11 protein-coding genes are annotated in these 19,171 nt (G+C 74.9%); 7 read left to right on the plus strand and 4 right to left on the minus strand.

Going from position 1 to position 19,171, the window contains the following annotated elements:
- Positions 1-265: 265 nt before the first annotated feature.
- Positions 266-973, plus strand: a complete 708-nt coding sequence (locus tag AQJ30_RS33550; RefSeq protein WP_079084473.1) for a CBM20 domain-containing protein — start codon at positions 266-268, stop codon at positions 971-973.
- Between the two features lie 96 nt (positions 974-1,069).
- On the opposite strand, the gene AQJ30_RS38220 is transcribed toward AQJ30_RS33550, so the two are convergent.
- Together AQJ30_RS38220 and AQJ30_RS33560 are read right to left on the minus strand one after the other, a co-directional pair.
- Positions 1,070-3,358, minus strand: a complete 2,289-nt coding sequence (locus AQJ30_RS38220) for a GAF domain-containing SpoIIE family protein phosphatase (RefSeq protein WP_107119764.1) — start codon at positions 3,356-3,358, stop codon at positions 1,070-1,072.
- A gap of 7 nt (positions 3,359-3,365) precedes the next feature.
- Complete coding sequence (locus AQJ30_RS33560) at positions 3,366-3,767, minus strand: STAS domain-containing protein (protein ID WP_067241417.1); 402 nt, start codon at positions 3,765-3,767, stop codon at positions 3,366-3,368.
- Positions 3,768-3,919: 152 nt separating this feature from the next.
- Here AQJ30_RS33560 and AQJ30_RS33565 point away from each other — a divergent pair, with 152 nt between their 5' ends.
- The gene (locus AQJ30_RS33565; protein ID WP_067241418.1) at positions 3,920-4,300 is read left to right on the plus strand and encodes a thiol-disulfide oxidoreductase DCC family protein; all 381 of its coding nucleotides are present in this window, start codon (positions 3,920-3,922) and stop codon (positions 4,298-4,300) included.
- Between the two features lie 16 nt (positions 4,301-4,316).
- On the opposite strand, the gene AQJ30_RS33570 is transcribed toward AQJ30_RS33565, so the two are convergent.
- On the minus strand, positions 4,317-5,480 hold the full coding sequence (locus AQJ30_RS33570; protein WP_067241420.1) for a hypothetical protein: 1,164 nt from the start codon (positions 5,478-5,480) through the stop codon (positions 4,317-4,319).
- Positions 5,481-6,013: 533 nt separating this feature from the next.
- On the opposite strand from AQJ30_RS33570, the gene AQJ30_RS33575 reads away from it, so the two are divergent.
- From AQJ30_RS33575 to AQJ30_RS33590, 4 genes are read left to right on the plus strand one after another with little or no spacing between them, the layout of a single operon-like run.
- Positions 6,014-6,799 (plus strand): type VII secretion system-associated protein, encoded by a 786-nt coding sequence (locus AQJ30_RS33575; protein ID WP_107119765.1) that lies wholly within the window; start codon positions 6,014-6,016, stop codon positions 6,797-6,799.
- Positions 6,796-8,124: an RICIN domain-containing protein gene (locus AQJ30_RS33580; protein ID WP_067241427.1), complete on the plus strand. Its 1,329-nt coding sequence runs from the start codon at positions 6,796-6,798 to the stop codon at positions 8,122-8,124. The genes AQJ30_RS33575 and AQJ30_RS33580 overlap by 4 nt, the downstream gene beginning before the upstream one ends.
- Positions 8,125-8,126: 2 nt before the next feature.
- Positions 8,127-11,444, plus strand: a complete 3,318-nt coding sequence (locus AQJ30_RS33585) for a right-handed parallel beta-helix repeat-containing protein (protein WP_067241529.1) — start codon at positions 8,127-8,129, stop codon at positions 11,442-11,444.
- Complete coding sequence (locus AQJ30_RS33590; RefSeq protein ID WP_211279153.1) at positions 11,441-12,691, plus strand: S8 family serine peptidase; 1,251 nt, start codon at positions 11,441-11,443, stop codon at positions 12,689-12,691. The genes AQJ30_RS33585 and AQJ30_RS33590 overlap by 4 nt, the downstream gene beginning before the upstream one ends.
- 616 nt (positions 12,692-13,307) lie before the next feature.
- Here the strand turns inward: AQJ30_RS33590 and eccCa are convergent.
- Positions 13,308-17,291, minus strand: a complete 3,984-nt coding sequence (eccCa, locus tag AQJ30_RS33595) for a type VII secretion protein EccCa (RefSeq protein WP_067241429.1) — start codon at positions 17,289-17,291, stop codon at positions 13,308-13,310.
- Between the two features lie 455 nt (positions 17,292-17,746).
- On the opposite strand from eccCa, the gene eccD reads away from it, so the two are divergent.
- Positions 17,747-19,147 (plus strand): type VII secretion integral membrane protein EccD, encoded by a 1,401-nt coding sequence (eccD, locus tag AQJ30_RS33600; protein WP_067241431.1) that lies wholly within the window; start codon positions 17,747-17,749, stop codon positions 19,145-19,147.
- Positions 19,148-19,171: the final 24 nt, after the last annotated feature.

The raw sequence follows: 19,171 nt of genomic DNA on the forward strand, positions 1-19,171 counted from the left end.
GACGCGAGATGACCGGCGGGTGACGCCGGCATGCCATCCTCGGCGCCCCTCCCTCGCCCACCAGCTTGATCAACTTTCCGGCCCGACCACCGCTGGTTCGTTCAGAACTTTAAGGAAGTCGCGAGACGAGACGGGCGAGACGGCCGGATCACGTGCATGGATGAACGCAGTAAGCGCATGGCGTCACCATGCGACTTCAAGCTGTGTTGGGATGAGCGCGGTCGGCGGGCGTGGATCCGCCGCCTCTTCCATGTGAAGGGATGTCATGTTCTCGATACGTCACCGAGTGCCCGCCGCCCTGCGGCCGGTGCTCATGCTCGCGGTGCTCCTCGCCGGACTGCTCGCCAGCACGGCCCCCCACGCCCGGGCGGCCACGGCGCAGGACACCTCCGTCACCTTCCGGGTGAACGCCACGACGCAGGGCGAGACCCTCCTGGTCACCGGCAGCGTCCCGCAGCTGGGCGGCTGGGACCCGGCCAAGGCGGTCCCGCTGGGCACCACCGCGAGTGCCTACCCGAACTGGTCCGCCGGCGTCCGGCTGCCCGTCGGGGCCACCGTGGAGTACAAGTACCTCAAGCGCTCCCCCACCGGCACGATCACGTGGGAGAGCAGCTCCAACCGCACCCTGACCGTCTCCGCGGACACCTCGGGCACCAACGACAGCTGGAACGTCGTCCCGGTCTCCGCGACCTTCCGCGCCACCGCCACCACCAGCTGGGGCCAGAACCTCTACGTCACCGGCAACCTGCCCGACCTCGGCAGCTGGGACCCGGCCCGGGCCGTGCCCCTGACCACCGGCTCCGGCACCTACCCGCTGTGGACCGGCGCCCACCCGCTGCCGCCGAACACCGCCGTGCAGTACAAGTACTTCAAGAAGAACCCCGACGGCTCCCTCACCTGGGAGAACGGTGAGAACCGCTCCGTCGTCACCCCGCCCACCGGCACGTTGACCGTCAACGACACCTGGCGCTGACGCCCGGCACCGGGGCCGGGGGGTATGTGATGGATACCCCTCGGCCCCGGCGCCCGTCAGTATCCCCCGGCCGAGAGGCTCCCCGCACCGTCCGGTTCACCGAGCGGTGCGCGGCGCGTCCTCGCGCGGGCCCCGCCCGAGGTCCACGGCCGGTGCCCGCTCCGGGTCGTCCGGAGCGGTCGCGGTCACGACCAGGGCGGCCTGGTCGTCGTCGACGCCCTTGCCGCCCGTGAAGGCGTGCACCGCCTGGATGAGCGTGTCGATGACGCGCTGGGGCCGTCCGCCGTGCCGCGCCGTCAGGGCGTGGGCGAGGCGGTCCTCGCCGAACTGGTCGCCGGCCGGGTCGCGGGCCTCGGTGAGGCCGTCGGTGTAGAGCACGAGGCTCTCGGCCGGGCGGAGCCGGAGGCGGTGGGTGGCCAGGTGCGGGTCCGGCGTGATGCCGAGCAGCGAGCCCTCGCAGTCCACGGTGCGTGCGGCACGCCCGTCGGCGAGGTGCAGGGGGAAGGTGTGTCCGGCCCGGACGAGGGTGACGTCCAGGCCGCCGTCGTCGAGGGGGGTGAGGTAGCCGTAGACGAGGGTGACGAAGCCCGTGCCATGGCTGGGCGGACGGTTGAGCAGGGCCTGGTTGACGGCCTGGACGACCGCGTCGGGGCCCGGCAGGAGGTGTGCCACGGCGCGGGCGGTGTGGCGGACCAGGGCCGTGGTGGTCGCCGCGGTCGCCCCGCGCCCGCACACGTCCCCCAGCATGAACGCCCAGGTGGTGTCGCTGAGCGGGAAGACGTCGTAGAAGTCGCCGCCGACGTCGAGGCCCTCGCCGGCGGGGTGGTAGTACGTGGCGATCCGGGCGCCGGGCACGGGAGGTACCTCCGGCAGGAGGAGGCCCGCCTGGAGGTCGCGGGCGAGGGCGACGCGCTCGGTGTACTGGCGGGCGTTGAGTGCCGCGGAGGCGGCCCGGCGTGCGAGTTCCTCGGCCAGGGCGACGGTGTGGCCGTCGAAGGCGTCCTCGCCGGTGGTGAGCAGGGTGAGCGCGCCGAAGGCGGTGCCGCGCTGCAGCAGGGGGACGCACAGGTAGCCGGTGACCTTCAGGTCGTGCCAGGGGCCCGGGCCGCCGGGAGGCCGGCCGGCGACCTCGCTCCGTCCCGAGGCCAGCACCCGGGCCACCACGTCGTCGGCGGCGTCCTGGCCCGGCGTGTGCGACGCGAGCAGGCTCTCCTCGGCGGGCGTCGGGGCGGCCGTGGCGATGCGGCGGACGCGGCCGCCCGCCACGATGTCCACCGCGCACAGGGGCGCGAGTTTGGGGGCGCACAGCTCGGCCACGCGCTGGAGGGTCTGTGTGTGGTCGAGGTCCGTGCCCAGCCGGGTACTGGCCTCCAGGAGGAACGCCACGTCGTCGCGGGCGGCCTGCTCCCTCGTCTCGGCGGCCCTGCGCGCCTCGTCGGCCTGGTGGCGTTCGATGGCGAGGGCGGCGGTGTCGGCGAACACCCGCGCCAGGGCGAGGTCGGCCTCGTGCGGGGCGCGCGGGGTGCGGTGGTACATCGCGAACGTGCCGAGCAGGGACCCGTCGCGGGCGAGGATCGGGGTGGACCAGCAGGACGCCAGCCGGGCCCGCTCGGCGAGGTCGCGGAAGTCGTCCCAGAACGGGTCGGTGGCGATGTCGGTGACGATGACGGGCGCGCGGCGGTGGGCGGCCGTGCCGCACGAGCCGACCCCTTCGCCGGTGGCGATGCCGTCGATGGCGGCGTTGTAGAAGCCGGGCAGGCTGGGCCCGGCGCCGTGGCGCAGGTGCCGGCCGTCGGCATCGGCGAGCAGCACGGACGCGAGCACCTCCTTCGCGGCGAGGTCCTCGATGGCCCGGGCCATGCCCTCCAGCACCTGATCCATCGGGGCCTGCCGGGCGATCTGCTCCAGCAGCACCCGGTGCTCGGCGGCCAGGCGCCGGGCGTGGACCATCTGGGTCGTCTCCACACCGATGACGCGCACCCCGATGACCCGGCCGCCCCCGTCGAACCGGGGCTCGTACGTGAAGTCGAAGAACGCCTCGCGCATGTCGCCGCCGGTGCCGAGGAGGATGCGCTCCTCCCGGCCGACGTACCGCTCACCCGTGCCGTACACCTGGTCCAGCAGGACGAGGAACCGCTGGTCGGCCAGCTCCGGCATCAGCTGTGCCAGGGGCACGCCCGTGCGCGTGCGCGCGTCGCCGCCGATCGCGGCGAAGAAGGCGGCATTGGCCGCCTCCACCACGTGTGCGGGTCCGGCCAGCGAGGCGAACACCGCCGTGGACTGCCCGAACAGGGCGTGCAGATCGCGCTCGGCCGTGCCCGCGAAGGAACCGCCGACGTCCGGCGAACCACCGGACCCGGGCCCCTCGCCCGCCGCGTGGGTCATCGCCCCGTCACCTCCCGCTTGCCCGGGGCAACGAGGACAGGCCGTCGTCGCTGCGGAACGCCGGCCGCGCACCACCGGCACGGACGGCGTCGTGCAGGGTGGCGTGGACCGCGATCGCCTGGTCCAGGCCCGTCAGGGCCAGCACGCGCGCGACGGACGCGGGCACCGCGGCGAGCCGCAGTACCTCGCCCCGCGCGGCGAGGTGCTGGTACATCCGCACCAGGCAGCCGATGCCGGTGGAGTCGCAGAACTCCAGCTCCGCGCAGTCCACGACCAGCAGCCGGTGGCGTCCCGCGGCGAACACCTGGTCGGCGGCCTCGTCCAGCTGCACGGCGCTGTCGTGGTCGAGCGCGCCGCGCAGCGTGAGCACGCACGCCCGCACCGTCGAACCCACCTGGACCGAGAACACCTCGCCGCCTCCACCTCGCCACCACCTGGCTGCTGCCCCTGCGACCCTACGTCAATCGCCGTTCACCCTGCTCCGGGCGGCGCTCGCACTGCCCTTCCGCCCGTCGGGGGGCCGCGTGACCGGACCGGGCAGAAGTGCGGGACAGTGGGAGGATGCGCACCCAACCAGTACTGGTCTTCGACGGCGACTGCGGGTTCTGCACCACGTCGGTGGGCCTCGTCCGGCGACTGGTCCGGCCGCGCTGCGAGGTCGTGGCCTGGCAGCACGCGGACCTGGCGTCGCTCGGCGTGACGGCCGGGCGGGCCCAGTACGAGGCCCTGTGGGTCACGCCCACCGGGCGGGTGTACGGCGGCGCGCAGGCCGTCGCGAAGATCCTGCTGAGCGCGCGCGGCGCGTGGCCCGTGCTGGGCGCGCTGCTGACGCTGGCGCCGGTGCGCTGGGCCGCCCACGGCGTGTACCGGCTCGTGGCCGAGAACCGTGGGCGGCTGCCCGGGGGGACACCCGCGTGCGCGGTGCCCGCGATGCGGCCATAGACCCGCCCGGCCGGGGTCAGGTGGACCAGATGACCTGGCCGTTGTGGACGACGACCACCTTGCCGTCCGCGCGGAGGACCAGTTGTGCGCCCTCGTGGCCGTGGGTCTTCGACGCCCAGATGGGACGGTCGTCGCCGTTGTGGATGACCAGGTTGCCGTCGCTCTGGAAGATCGCGCGGTGGTTCTGCCCGAAGGTCATGGACGCCCAGATCGGCTTGTCCAGCTCGTTGTAGACGACGAGGTTGCCGTCGGTCTGCATGACCATGCGGATGCGGTTGGTGGTCCAGGCCTGGTTGACCTCGAGGACACTGACCGCCGAGACGGTCTCGGTGCTCCAGTTCGGCTTGGGGGCCGGCTTGGGGTTCGGCTTCGGCTTGGCCGACCTGGACGGTGAGCTGCTCGGCCTGGGCGCGGGCGGCACGGGCTGGGGTGCGGCGGCCACCGGCGCCGCGCTCTTCACGGGCTTCTTCTTGCTGGGGGATGCGGTGGGCTTCTCGGCCACGTAGTCGTCCAGGGCGGCGGGGGCCGACTCGGGCTGCAGGACGGTGTCCGCACCCTGGGCGGCGACCGTCGTGGAGGGCTTGCCGCCGTCCTTGTCGTGCGCGCCACCGGCCAGCGCCAGCGGGACGGCGATCAGTACGGCCCCCACGACCGCGGCTCCGGCCAGGACCGGCTTGCGGGGGCGCCCCGCGTCGGCGCCGGTGCCGGCCTTCGGGCTCGGCGGAACCGTGGCGACGGCGGTGGCCACGCCGATGCCGGTGACGGGTTCCGCGGGCGCGGGGGACGGGGTGGCCGTGGTCGCGTTCGCCGTCGCGGTGTCCGGACTGGTGGGTGTCTCTGTCTCGGGCGCCTGCGTCGTCGTGGCAGGTGCGGCTACGGCGGGAGCGCCGGCGGTGGAGCTTGCCGAGCCTGGGTCGGCGGTGGCCTCGGGTCCGGGATCGGTCTCCGGGGTGGGGTCGGATTCCGGGGCGGGGGCGGTCTCGGGGGCGGGGGCGGTCTTCGGTTCAGGGGTGACCGGGTCCCCCGTCGGCGCGGCACCCGTCCGCGCTGCGGGCGCAGGAGCCGGGTTGGGTCCCTCCTCGGCGGATGCGGAGGGGGTCGGAGGGTCGGCGGCCTCCTCCTCGCCGGAGTTGGCGGCCCTCTCCGCTCGCGCGCCGGGCGTGTGCTGCTGGGGAGACATGGGGGTTACTCCTCCTCGGTGGCGGAGTGCTCGTGGTGGTCGGGGGCCCGCACAGCGGCGCCGAGCCGGACGAACTCCGTTGTTCCCGGCGGCCGTCGGGCACCTCCGGCCGTGTCGGTGGGACGTGGCTCACCCCGGCCGTCGCGTTCCGCTCGGGACACGGCCGCACCGCGGGGGCCGGTCCGTGGCCCTCCGGTTCGCCCGGTCCGCCGTACGACACCGGTCCGGCCGCCGGCCGGGACGGCACTGCGCGTCGCCGCGTTCGGCGACGGGCCCAACTTAGCTTCTTTCGCGGCCGGTCACCTCGCACCCGGCCCGTCGGCGCCGGCGCTTTGTCCCCCGACGCCACGCTGCTCCCGGATAGTTCTCCACCCGGGCAGGAAACGGGCACGCCAGGGGCCCTTTCGGACGCAACCCGGGCCCCCGCGGGCCACGTTGGTGTGGCATGCTGGGGGCTCCGGCTGATCGATGTCGGCATGCAGACGTGCCGTTCGGCACCCACGAAGGCGTACGGCTCAAGAGTTCAGGTGGAGATGTGGCCCCGAGAACGACAAGAGGCCAGAAGAGGCGCCCTGCCCGTGTCACCTGATACCTCCGCCCCGGTCGCCGCTTCCGCTTCCGTTTCCGGGTCGGCCGTCCCCCGTACCGACGCGGTGGCCGACGCCTCCGGGGCCGCCGACGTCCCCGGGATACCCGACGCCGTGCGCGCCGCGGCCCGCCAGGCGCCAGGTCACTGGATCGGCGTGGTGGACCCGGAGTGGACCGGGCGAGGGGCCGTGCCCGAGTGGGCCGTGCTGGGCGAATGGCAGTCCGACGAGCACGGCGAGACGACGGAGTTCCGGGCCAACCCCGCCTACCGTCCCTCCGCGCGGATGCTCGGCTGGCCCGAACCCACCGATCCCGTCGACGCCGCGGCACAGCGCGCCGCCACCGGTTACGGCTCCACGGACGAGGCGCTCGACGCGCTCGCCGAGGCCGACGTCACCGTGGTGCGCGGGCCGGACGGCGCGCCGCTGACCGCCGTGGGACAGCACGGCGACCCCGTGGTCCTGTTGTTCACCGCACCGGCACACGAGTTCATGTCCCCGGCACTTCGGCACGACACCCTTGCCACACGGGAGTTGGTCCGCTCGCTGAGCGGGCCCGGCACCTGGCTGCTCGTCAACGCGGGCGCCGCCGCTCCCCTGCTCGTCCCGGCGGACCGTGTCCCCGGCCCCCAGGGGGAGGACCGGACCGTGCTCACGGCCGACTCCCCCGCCACGCCTGGGCCCGACGGCCCACTCGACCCCGTGTCCCCCACCACCGGGAGAACCTCGTGACGCGATCCGCCCAGCAGCCGCCCGCCTCCTCCGGGGGGCGCCCCGCACACCGTACGGAGGCCGAGGGCGAGACGGAGGCGGGTGCGGGGGCCCCGGCCGGTACCGGTCCGCAGCCGGGCACGACGGCCGGAAACGCTCCGAAGGCCGCAACCGGTGCGAGGACCGGGGCCGGGGCAGCCACCGAACCCGAGGCGGCGGAGCCCGAGCCCGCCACCGGCCCCGAGCCCGAGCCCGAGCCGGCCACCCGGACCACGGCCGAAACCGAAGAGACCGAGCCGTCCGCACCGCCTGCGGCCACCCCGGAGCCCGCCAGCGCCCCGGGCACCGCCACGCCCCCCGACGCCGGGGCCGGCGCGGGGACGGGTTCCGACGGTCGTGCGCAGGCCGACGGTGAAGCGGAGCCCGGTGCCGCCGCGGCGGCCAAGAGCAGGCTGCCCGCGCTCGTACGGACCATGACCCAGACCGCGATCGACCGGCCCCGGGAGCAGGCCGCGCCGGTCGGGCGACCGGGCAAGGCCGTGCTCGCCGGAGCGGCCGTCGCGGGCGCCCTGCTGGTGTCCGTACCCTTCCTGGTGCTCGGCGGGAACCACGACGACAACGACGACCGCACGAAGGTCGCCGGCGCCGGCACCGTACTGGGCGACGACGGCCAGGAGGCGCCGGGCGACTTCGTGGTGGCCTCGCCCGACAACACCCCCTCCGGCACCGCCGGGAAGACCGTCCCCGGGCCGGCACCGCACACCTCGGCCGGGCACCCCGCTCCGGGCGGCGGGGCGTCGCACCCGGGCACCGCCGCCCAGGACCGCCCGAAGGCGCCCGCGAAGAGCACCGGCGGTGCGAAGACCGGCGGCAGCAAGAGCACGAGCAAGAGCGGCAGCAGCGGCAGCGGCGGTGGCACCGCCACCAGGCGGGACGCCAAGGCCGGTTCGGGTGTGACGTTCAGCGGGCCCGTGTCCTTCCGCAGCCACCTGTCCGGTCGTTGCATCGACGTGCCGGACGGCAACTTCAGCGACGGCAAGCAGCTGTGGGTGTGGGACTGCAACAACACCCCCGCGCAGAAGTGGCAGTTCGCCTCGGACGGCACGATCCGCATCGGGGGCAAGTGCCTGGACGTGGCCGGCGCCAACTACAACGACGGCACGCCGATCCAGATCGCCTGGTGCAACGGCAACGCCGCCCAGCAGTTCACGCTGAACGCCAGCCACGACCTGGTCAACACCGTGGTGGGCAAGTGCGTCGACATCAAGGACGTCAATCCCGGCAACGCCGCGCCCCTGCACCTGTGGACCTGCATCGGCGCCGACAACCAGAAGTGGAGCGTCTGACCGTGTCGCGCCAGGTACTCACGGTCGGTCCGGGCGACCGGGACCGCTACCGGACGATCGGTGAGGCGCTCTCGGCCGCCCGCACCGGCGCCCTCATCAGCATCCGGCCCGGGAGCTACGCGGAGAACCTGGTGATCCACACCCGGGTGACCCTCGCCGCCGCCGAGGGACGGGGCACCGTGGAGATCAGGCCGCGCTCGGGCAGTGTGCTCGCGCTGCGCGCCGACGCCGTGATGCTCTCGGAGCTGACCCTGCGCGGCGCGGACGCCGAGGAGCCGGCGGTGGACGTCCGCCGCGGGCAGGCCGCGCTGGACGGCTGCGAGGTCGTCGGGGCGGCGTGGACCGCGCTGCTGGCCTCCGGCACCGGTTCGCTGGCGCTGCGGGACTGCCGGGTGAGCAACCCGCACGGGGCGGGCGTCGTCGTCACCTCGACCACGCCCACCACCATGGAGTCCTGCACCTTCGAGCACCTGGGGACCAGCGGCGTGGTCCTCGCCGAGCAGGGCGAGGCACGCCTGCGGGGCTGCACCGTGCGCGACGCCCGCGGCAACGGGCTGCTCGCCAACGGCGAGTCCCGCGGCACGGTGGAGGACTGCGACGTCTCCTCCACCGACAAGCCCTCCCTGGCCCTGGAGCAGAACTGCTCCCTGTCGGTGGTGCGCACCGTCGTGCACGACACCAGCACCGGCGTGCACCTGAGCACCTCCGGCCGGACGACGCTGGAGGACGTACGGGTCACCGGGGCGTCCGGCAACGGGATCACGCTGGCAGCCGGCACCGACCCGGTGCTGCGCCGCTGCCGCGTCTCGCGGACCCGTGGCCACGGCGTGCTGGTCACCGACCGGGCCCGCGGCACCTTCGAGGACTGCTGGGTCGACGGCGCGCAGGAGTCGGCGCTGCGGGTCGCCGGGGCCGCCTCACCCGCGCTCACCGGCTTCACCGCCCGCGACTGCGAGGGCACCGGACTGCTCCTCGAGGAGGACTCCGCGGCCGAGCTGGACCGCCTCGAAGTGATCGGCGGCGCCCCGGCGGTCCTGGTGCGCAGCGGCGCCAACCCGCTGCTGCGCCGGGCCCGGCTGGTGGAGCCCGAGGGCGACGGCATCGCCGCCCTGAAGGACGCCCGTGGGCGCGTCGAGGACTGCGACGTCCTGCGGCCGAAGGGCGTGGGCGTGCGGGCCGCGTCCGGCAGCACCCTGTACCTGGCCGGCGGCGGCGTGTCCGACGCCGTCACCAGCGGGCTGTCCGTCGAGGACGGCGGCAACGTCACCGTGCGCGACTTCCGCGTCGAGGTGTCCGGCGAGGACGGCGTGGTGGTAGCCGCGGGCGGCGAGCTGACCGCCAACCGCACGGCGGTGCACGCCCCCCAGGGCCACGGTTTCCTGCTGCGCGAGGGCGCGCTCGCCTCGCTGAGCGGCTGCGAGGTCACCGGCGGCGCCCAGGACGGTTTCCGGGTGGAGTCCACCGCGCCGGTGTCCCTGGTCAACTGCCTGGCCCGGGAGAACGGTGGCGGCGGCCTGGTGCAGACCGCCCCCGGCACCCGGCTGGCCGTGGATGGCCTGAACAGCACCGGCAACGGCAAGCGGGACGCCTGGGGCACGGGTGCCGCCGAGAACACCGACCCGGCGGGCTCCGGCGCAGCGGACGCGCCCCCGCCGGACCGGGCCGACGGCCCGCTCGGCGCCCTCAACGCGCTGATCGGCCTGGAGAACGTCAAGCAGCAGGTGGGCACCCTGGTCAACCTGACCCAGCTCGCCCAGCGCCGGGAGAAGCTCGGCATGCCGGCCCCGCCGATGAGCCGCCACCTGGTCTTCGCCGGGCCGCCCGGCACCGGCAAGACCACCGTGGCCCGGCTGTACGGCTCGATCCTGGCGGAGCTGGGGTCGCTGCGCAGCGGGCACCTGGTCGAGGTGTCCCGGGCCGACCTGGTCGCCCAGGTCGTCGGCGGCACGGCGATCAAGACCACCGAGACCTTCCAACGGGCCCTCGGCGGCGTGCTGTTCATCGACGAGGCGTACACGCTCACCTCCGACAGCAACAACGGCGGCGCCGACTTCGGCCGCGAGGCGGTCGACACCCTGCTCAAGCTGATGGAGGACCACCGGGACGACGTCGTCGTGGTGGCGGCCGGCTACTCGCGCGAGATGGAGTCCTTCCTCGGTTCCAACCCCGGCCTCGCCTCCCGGTTCTCCCGGACGGTGCAGTTCGAGAACTACTCGGTGCCCGAACTGGTCGCGATCATGGAGAACATGTGCGCCCAGCACCAGTACGAACTGGGCGAGGGCACCGCGCAGGCGCTGGCCGCGCACTTCGAGGCGATGCCCCGGGACGCCGGCTTCGGCAACGGCCGTGCGGCGCGCGGGGTGTTCGAGGAGATGGTCGACCGCCAGGCGGTGCGGCTCGCCTCCCAGGCCCAGGTCAGTGAGCACGACCTGCGGCTGCTGCTGCCGGAGGACGTCTCCGCCGCCGCCGCCGCACAGGTCACCGGCGGTGCGGCGGCGCAGGACGACCCGCTGACCCGCCTCGGCGACATGATCGGCCTGGCGGAGGTCAAGCGGGACGTCGCCGACCTGGTCAACCTCATCACCACGGCCCGCCGCCGCGCGGCCGCCGGGCTGCCCGTGCCGTCCCTCAGCCACCACCTGGTCTTCACCGGGCCGCCCGGCACCGGCAAGACCACCGTGGCCCGTCTCTACGGCGAGATCCTCTCCCAGCTCGGCATCCTGGCGCGGGGCCAGCTCGTCGAGGCGGCCCGCGCCGACCTGGTCGGCCGCTACATCGGCCACACCGCGCAGCTCACCCGTGAGGTCTTCGAACGGGCCCGTGGCGGTGTCCTGTTCATCGACGAGGCCTACACCCTCACCCCGCGCGACGGCGGCGCCGACTTCGGCCAGGAGGCGGTGGACACGCTGCTGAAGCTGATGGAGGACCACCGCGACGAGGTGGTGGTCATCGTCGCCGGCTACACCGACGAGATGGAACGCTTCCTGGCCTCCAACCCGGGCCTGTCCTCGCGCTTCCCGCGCCGGGTCGCCTTCGCCGACTACTCCTCCGAGGAACTGGTCACCATCGTGCGCACCCAGGCCACCGCCATGGGCTACGAGTGCGGTCCGGGCACCGGCCCGCTGCTGAAGGAGTACTTCGACGCGCTCCCCCGCGACCGTTCCTTCGGCAACGCCCGCCTGGCCCGCCAGGTCGTCGAGTCGATGGTGACCCGCCAGGCGGGGCGGCTCAGCGCGCTGGCCGCGCCCACCCTGGACGACCTGCGCCTGCTGCTGCCCGAGGACGTCACCACGCCGGCCACGAAGGCGGCGCCCCGGTGAAGCCCTCCCTGCGCGCCACGGCCCGCGCCCTGCCCGCCACGGCCCTGACCGCCGCCCTGCTGCTGTCCTCGGCCGGCCCGGCACTGGCCCTGCCCCCGTCCCTGCCCTCGGCCGACGGCAAGGGCCAGCAACTGCCCGGCATGCCGTCCTCGCTCGGCACGGACGCCGGGGACGACGCCTGCACTCCCGCCTCCACGTCGAAGGCGAAGAAGCAGGACTGGTCGCGCCAGCGCCTCGACCTGGACCGGCTGCACCGGCACAGCACGGGGGCGGGCGTGACCGTCGCGCTCGTCGACACCGGGGTCGTCCCCGAAGCCACCGGGCTCGGTGACCGGGTCACCGCCCAGGGCGCGGCCGCGGTCGACTGCGTCGGGCACGGCACCTTCCTGGCCGGGCTGGTCGCCGGGAGCGGCGGCGCCACCCCGGGCCTGGCCGGCGTCGCCCCCTCGGCCGAGGTCCTCGCCCTGCGGGGCACCGACGAACGCGGACAGGCGGACGCCGGGCTGGTCGCCGAGGCGGTGCGCGCCGCGACCGGGGCCGGCGCCGACGTGATCGTGGTCGGGGTGGCCCTGCCCCGCCGTGACGCCGAACTGACCGATGCCGTCGCCGACGCGCTGGGCAAGGGCGCGGTCGTGGTCGCCGCCGCCACGCCCGACCCGCCGACCAGGGGCGCCGCCGACGACGTACCCTCCCGCACCTACTGGCCGGCCGGTGAGCCCGGGGTGCTGTCGGTCGCCGACATGCTTCCCGACGGGTCCCGCCCCGACAACGCCCTGCCCACCGGCGACATCGACCTGGTCGCGCCCGGCGCCGGGGTCGTCTCCGGCGGGCCCCGCGGTGCCGGGCACTACCTCGGCGGCGGTGCCTCGGTGGCCGCCGCCTACGCCGCCGGGGCGGCCGCGGTCGTCCGCGCCACCCACCCCGACGACTCCCCCGCGGCCGTCGTCCGGCGCCTGACCGCCACCGCCTACCCGGCCGACATCCCCCAGCTGGACCCCTACGCCGCCGTCACCACCGTCCTCGGCGACGCCCGCGCGACCGTGACGGCCGGCACCGGGTCCGGGCACGTGGCGCTGCGCGACACGGCCGCCGCCGACCGCGCGACCGGCCGCGCCGCCCTCTTCGTCCTGCTGGGCGGCGCCGGTGTCCTGTCGGTGCTGTGGGCGGTGTTCGCCCTGCCGCGAGCCCGAGCCCGCGGATGGCGCCCGGCGGGCCCGGACGGAACGAGCACACCCGACGGGGCGTGAGCCGACGGCGCGCCCACGTCCCTCAACGTCGCCCACCCACTGCTCGCCCCCTACGGGCCCGCACACGCGGGTGGCACCCGGCTGGGCCGGACGTCACGGGGGCGGCCCCGGCCCGCCGCCGACCGCGCGCGTACGTCCTTCCCGCCCACGGACCGCCCTGCTGCGGGCCCGCACACGCGGTAGCACCGGGCTGGCCGCAAGCTACGGGGGCGCCCCCGGCCGGCCGCGCGCCGACCGCGCCCGTACGTCCTTCCCGTCCTCCGCCCACGGCCCCCCTGCTGCGGGCCCGCACACGCGGGTGACGCCCGGCGAGACCAGAAGCGACGGCCATACCCGGCCGGCCGCGAGGCAGCCGCACGGACCCGTCCCGCTCGTCCCAGCTCGCCGTTCGCCCTGCCGCGAGCCCGCGCACGGCTGGCGCGCGCCGGAGATCGGCGGGGGCGGGCTCACCCGGCCGGGAGCCGACCCAGGCGAGCCCGCCCCCGCCCACTGCTCTCCCTGCCGCGAGCCCGCACGCGCAGGTCGCTTCCCGGGACGCCGGACAGGATGGGCCCGCCCGGACGGCCGTGAGCCGGCCGTGAGCGGTCACGCACCTCCCGCGCCCCACCCGGAGGGCTTAGGTCTGCTGGTCCTCGCCCGTCTCCACCAGCGCGGTCTGCACCAGCCGTTCGCGGCGGCGGGCGATGTGCAGGGCCCGGCCCGGGGGGAGGTTGCGTGGCTTGGCGTTGCCGAACAGGCGGCCCTCGGTGGGCGGGCAGGACAGCAGCAGCGCGGGGTTGTTGGCCTCGTCGAGGCGGCGCAGCAGGCCGTCGCCCAGGCCGCGCCCGGCGCCCATGGCGCTGCGGGCGACGACCAGGTGCAGGCCCATCTCGAAGCCGAGCGTGAGGTGTTCGAAGAGCGGCTCGAACGGGCTCTGGAAGGAGTTGCCGGAGACCATGTCGTAGTCGTCGACCAGGATGAACAGGCGCGGGCCGGTCCACCAGTCGCACTGGCGCATCCGGGCGGGGGCGATGTCGGCGCCCGGGATGCGGGTCTTCATGGCGCGGGCGGCGCCCTCCACGGTCTCCTTGAGGTTGTCCAGGGAGATCACGTGCCCGATGCGGTACTCCTCGGGGACGGTGTCCACGAGGGTGCGCCGGTAGTCCACCACGATGATCTTCGCCTCGTGGGGGGCGTAGCGGGCGGTGATGCCCTCGGTGACGCGGCGCAGCAGGTTGGTCTTGCCGCTCTCGGTGTCGCCGACCACGATCAGGTGCGGGGTGCGGCTGAAGTCGTGCCAGACCGGCTCCAGGGCGTCCTGGTCGATGCCGAGCGGCAGGCGCATGCCGCCGCCCTCGGTGGCCTCCGGGGCGGGCAGTTCGGCGAGCGGCAGCCGGTGCGGCAGCATCCGGATCCGCGGGGCGGGTGCGCCCTTCCAGTGCCGGGAGACCTCGGCGACGAGGTGGGCGACGCCGTCGCCGAGGTCGTCGAGGGAGCCGCTGCCGTCGAGGCGGGGCAGGCCGGCCAGGAAGTGCATCTTGGTGTCGGCGGTGATGCCGCGCCCGCCGCTGCGCGGCACCGAGCGGGCCTTGCGGGTGTCGATCTCGGAGTCCATCGGGTCACCCATGCGCAGTTCCAGGCGGGTGGCGGCCTGGTCGCGGACCTGGGCGGACAGCTCGACCCAGCGGGTGGTGGTGATGAGCAGGTGGATGCCGTAGTTCAGGCCGCGGGCGGCGAGTTCGTTGAACTTCGGGATGAGGTCGTCGTAGTCCTGGCGCACGGTGGACCAGCCGTCGATCACCATGAAGACGTCGCCGAAGGGCTCGTCGGGGAACTCCCCGGCGGCGCGGCGGCGGCGGTAGGACTGCATGGAGTCCAGGGTGTGGTCGACGAAGAACTGCTCGCGGCGGGCCAGCAGCGTCATCACCTCGGCGACGGCCCGGTGCACGCGCTCGGGGTTCAGGCGGGCCGCGACGCCGCCGACGTGCGGCAGCCCGGCGAGCTGGGAGAGGCCGCCGCCGCCGAAGTCGAGGCAGAAGAACTGGATCTCGGCGGGCGTGTGGGTGAGGGCGAGGGCGCCGATGAGGGTGCGGGCGAGGATGGACTTGCCGCTCTGCGAGCCGCCCGCGATGGCGACGTGGCCGCCGGCCCCGGACAGGTCCACGACGAGCGGGTCGCGGCGCTGCTCGAACGGCTTGTCCACCAGGCCGACCGGGACGCGGAGTTTCCCGGTGCCGGACCAGCCTTTGGCGGTGAGGCCGCGTTCGGCGTCGGGGGCGAGACCGGGCAGCAGGGCGTCGAGCGGGGAGGGCTCGTCCAGGGGCGGCAGCCACACCTGGTGGGCCGCCGGACCGGAGTCGCGCAGCCGGTCCAGGGCCACCTCGAGGAGGGTCTCCTCGTCGTCGTCCTTGGTGTCCGGCTCCGGTGCGGGCGTCGGGTCCAGGGTGCGCGGTACGACCCAGCTGCTGGTCCAGGGCACGACCTGGTTGGCCACCCGGGCCTGGGCCACCGCGCCGGTGCGGCGGCGGTAGGTGCCGGAGGAGTAGGCGGCGCGGAAGCGGGTCAGCGCCTCCACGCCGGACTTGAGGTAGCCGCTGCCCGGCTGGGCGGGCAGCTGGTAGGCGTCGGGGACGCCGAGCACGCCGCGGCTCTCCATGGCGGAGAAGGTGCGCAGGCCGATGCGGTACGACAGGTGGCTCTCGAGCTGGTGCATGCGGCCCTCGTCCAGGCGCTGCGAGGCGAGCAGCAGGTGCACCCCGAGGGAGCGGCCGAGGCGGCCGATCATGACGAACAGGTCCATGAACTCGCGGTGCGCGGAGAGCAGTTCGCTGAACTCGTCGACCACGACGAACAGGCTGGGCAGCGGCGTGAGGTCGGCGCCGGCGGCGCGGGCGCGCTCGTACTCCAGGGCGGAGGTGTAGTTGCCGGCGGCGCGCAGCAGCTCCTGGCGGCGCATGAGTTCGCCGTGCAGGGCGTCCTGCATGCGCTCCACGAGGGCGACTTCGTCGGCGAGGTTGGTGATGACGGCGGAGGTGTGCGGGAGTTCCTCCAGGCCGAGGAAGGTGGCGCCGCCCTTGAAGTCGACGAGGACGAAGTTGAGCGTCTCCGAGGAGTTGGTCAGGGCGAGGCCGAGGACGAGGGTGCGCAGGAGTTCGCTCTTGCCGGAGCCGGTGGCGCCGATGAGCATGCCGTGCGGGCCCATGCCGCCCTGCGCGGACTCCTTGATGTCGAGTTCGACGGGGCGGCCGTCGACGCCGACGGCGACGGGCACCTTGAGCCGGGCGGCGCCGGTGTGCCGGGCGAAGTGGGCCCGGGGGTCGTGCCGGTACAGGTCGGGGATGCCGAGCAGGGTGGTCAGTTCGACGTCGGTGTCGAGCGGCTGGGCGATGTCGGTGGCGAGGCTGATGCGGCGCGCGGTGAGCAGCCGGGCCAGCGACTCGGCGCCGAGCACGCCGAGCCGGTCGGGGCGGCCGAGCGGCACGGAGCGCTCCTTGCGGCTGCGGTCGGTGCGCACCAGGCTCACCTGCCGGTCCCCGACGGTCAGGCGCAGCGTGTTGCGGCCGGGCCGCCAGCGCAGCGCGCCGGAGACGTCCAGGACCACCGCGTTGCGGTAGCCGTGCCCCTCCCACCGGTGTCCTTCGGGGACGGTGACGCCGTCGAGGACGACGACGGTGTAGGGCTCGTCGCGGCCGGGCCGGGCGTCCGGGTCGAAGCCGGGGCGTTCGGCGAACTCGGCGCCGAGCAGGTCGTCCAGCTCGGTGAGGTCGGCGGTGATGCGGCGGACCTGGCCCGCGCCGTCCTCCTCGTGCGGGTGCAGGGCGTGCGGCAGCCACTTGACCCACTCCCAGTCCGCCCGCCGCTCGTCGCTCGCGCACACCGCCAGCCACAGCTCCTCGGGGGCGTGGAACACGGCGAGCTGTCCGAGAGCGGCCCGCACCAGGGCGCGTACGGCGTCGTCGCCGGTGTGCGCGGGGGCGGGCTCGGCCGGACCGGCGCCGGCCGTCTCCTCGGGGCGCAGCAGGATCCGGGCGGAGGAGCGCAGGTACAGGCCGAGGGGCTGGTCGGGGATGGTGGAGTAGGCGCGGATGAAGCGGCGCAGGGCGTGGGCGCAGAGGGGTTCGAGGTCCTCCACCGGGCGGGTGGAGACGGGCTGCAGGGTGAGGGCGAGCTGCTGTTCGCCGACCGCGAGCCGGACCTCGCCGAAGTCCTCGTCGGCGGGGCGGCGTTCCCACAGCCGGGAGGTTCGGGCCAGGGAGCGCAGCGAAGCGGGGTCGGGGTGGCGCCAGGCGAGGGCGCGCTGCTGCTCGACGATGGTGGCGCGGACGCGCTTGCGGATCTGGGCGAGGTAGCGGAGGTAGTCGCGGCGTTCGCCCCGCAGGCGTTGCTTGCGCTCGCTGGAGCGGCGCATCAGCTGGCCCAGCAGCATGGCGCCGGCGGAGAGCGCCATGACGCCCATCGCGAGGTAGATGAAGACGCCGTTGCTGCCGCCGGGGCGCAGGAACATCAGCATCATCGACACCGACATGAGCGCCATCGGCAGGTAGGTCCAGACGGCCGAGGTGTCCGGGACCGTCTCGGACAGGACCGGTGGTTCCTGGAGCGTCAGTTGGCCTTCGGGCATCTCCGGACCGCGCCTGCGGGCCGGCCGGCGAAACAGCACCACGCTCAAGGGACAGAACCTCCGGGTTCACTGGGCTTTCCGGCCCGCACCGAAATGCCGCTCCCTTCCGGGAGCGGGAAAGCGCCGCACCGCAACGACTCGGGGGTTACCGGGGGCGGTGCAATCCGGTGCGCGTTCGGGGGCGGAAGCAGACGGGCGACTCCCGTGCCGCTGGGCTCCGCACCGGACGCGGGTCCGGTCCGCAGCACAATCCGGCGGGCGTCGGCAGTAGTCTGCATTCCTCCGGTACCACCTGTCCACGCGGGGCGGGCAGTTACCGGGCACGGGGGTGCAATTCCCCTGTGGACGGGCCGCTGTTCTCGTCCGCATATACCTTACGTAGTCTTCAGCCGTTCCCCCTTTCCGCGGGGGACGATTGCCTGCCAAGCCCCCCACGGAAGACGAGAGTTCAGCTGATGACCGACAGTGCGGTGGCCGATCTGTGCCGCCTGACCGTACGCGCGCCGAGCGTCTCCGTCGATCTGGCCGTACCCGCCGACGTGCCGGTCGCCGACCTGTTGCCCACGCTCCTGCGCTACGTCGGCGAGGAGGCCGAGGAGTCCGGTCTCGACCACGCCGGCTGGGTGCTCCAGCGCCTCGGCGACGGGCCGCTGGACGAGGAGACCACCCTCGCCCACAGCGGTCTCGTCGACGGCGACGTGCTGTACCTGCGCCCCCACACCGAAGCGCTGCCCGAGGCGCGGCTCGACGACCTGGTGGACGGGATGGCCGACACCGCGGCCCGGCGGCTGCACACCTGGCATCCCGGCGCCGCCCGCGCCCTGCTGGTGGGGACCGCGGTGGCCACCGTGCTGACCTCGCTGCTGCTGGTGTTCTGGCCCGGGGTGAGCTCGTCGGTGCGGCCGGCCTACGCGGGCGTGACCGGGCTGCTGCTGCTCGCCGGCGCGGCCACCGCCAGCCGCGCGGTCGGTGAGCGGCTCTCGGCCGGTGCGCTCGGGCTGCTGGTCGCGCCGTGTCTGGGAGTGGCCGGCTGGGTGCTGCCCGGCGGCGACGTGACCGGTCCGGACGCCGCCCGGGTCGTGGGCGCGCGGCTGCTCGCGGCGGGCGCCGCGAGCGCCGGCGGTGCCGTCCTGGCGCTGGCCGCGACCGCGGTCGGCGCCCCGGCCCTCACGGCCACCGCCGTCGTCTCGGTGGCCACCGCGCTCGCGGGTGTCCTGATCGGCTACAGCGGCCTGGACGTGCCGGGCACGGTGGCGCTGGTGGCGACGGTGGTCGCGCTCGGCGCGGGCGCGGTGGCACCCTTCGCCTTCAAGCTGGCCGGAATGCGCATGCCGGCCCTGCCGTCCTCGGCGAGCCAGCTCCAGGAGGGCATCGAGCCGTACGCGGGCGGCGAGGTCGCCGAGCGGACTGTGCTGGCCGGGCGCTGGGTCACCGCGCTGTTCGCCGCCACGGGCGTCGTCGCCGCGGCGGCCCTGGCCGTCCTCGCCCACCACCCGGACCTGCCCGAGGTGCTCGTGTCCCTGGCGCTGAGCCTGCTGCTGCTCCTGCACGGCCGCGGCCTGGTGCACATCGGCCAGCGGCTGACCCTCGCGGTGCCCGGCGTGTGGGGTCTGCTGCTGCTGGCGCGCGCCTGGGCCGTCGACAGCGGCGGCGACACCCGCACGGTGGTCTCCGCGGTCCTGCTCGCCGCCGCGGCCGCCCTCGTGGTGGCCGCCTGGGTGGTGCCCGGGCGCCGGGTGCTGCCGTACTGGGGGCGCGCGGCGGAGGTGGCGCACACCGGACTCGCGGTGGCCCTGCTGCCGCTCAGCCTGTGGGTGGCGGGCCTGTTCGGCTGGCTGCGCGGACTGTTCGGCTGACGGCGCCGGTCGCCGGTTCATCGA

This window comes from Streptomyces longwoodensis (assembly GCF_001514125.1).
Classification (GTDB): Bacteria; Actinomycetota; Actinomycetes; order Streptomycetales; family Streptomycetaceae; genus Streptomyces; species Streptomyces longwoodensis.

Bases quoted from the DNA above. Each gene is read 5' to 3' on its own strand.
- AQJ30_RS33550 (WP_079084473.1), top strand. From the start codon at position 266: ATGTTCTCGATACGTCACCGAGTGCCCGCCGCCCTGCGGCCGGTGCTC.
- AQJ30_RS38220 (WP_107119764.1), bottom strand. From the start codon at position 3,358: ATGACCCACGCGGCGGGCGAGGGGCCCGGGTCCGGTGGTTCGCCGGAC.
- AQJ30_RS33565 (WP_067241418.1), top strand. From the start codon at position 3,920: ATGCGCACCCAACCAGTACTGGTCTTCGACGGCGACTGCGGGTTCTGC.
- AQJ30_RS33570 (WP_067241420.1), bottom strand. From the start codon at position 5,480: ATGTCTCCCCAGCAGCACACGCCCGGCGCGCGAGCGGAGAGGGCCGCC.
- AQJ30_RS33575 (WP_107119765.1), top strand. From the start codon at position 6,014: ATGTGGCCCCGAGAACGACAAGAGGCCAGAAGAGGCGCCCTGCCCGTG.
- eccCa (WP_067241429.1), bottom strand. From the start codon at position 17,291: ATGCCCGAAGGCCAACTGACGCTCCAGGAACCACCGGTCCTGTCCGAG.
- eccD (WP_067241431.1), top strand. From the start codon at position 17,747: ATGACCGACAGTGCGGTGGCCGATCTGTGCCGCCTGACCGTACGCGCG.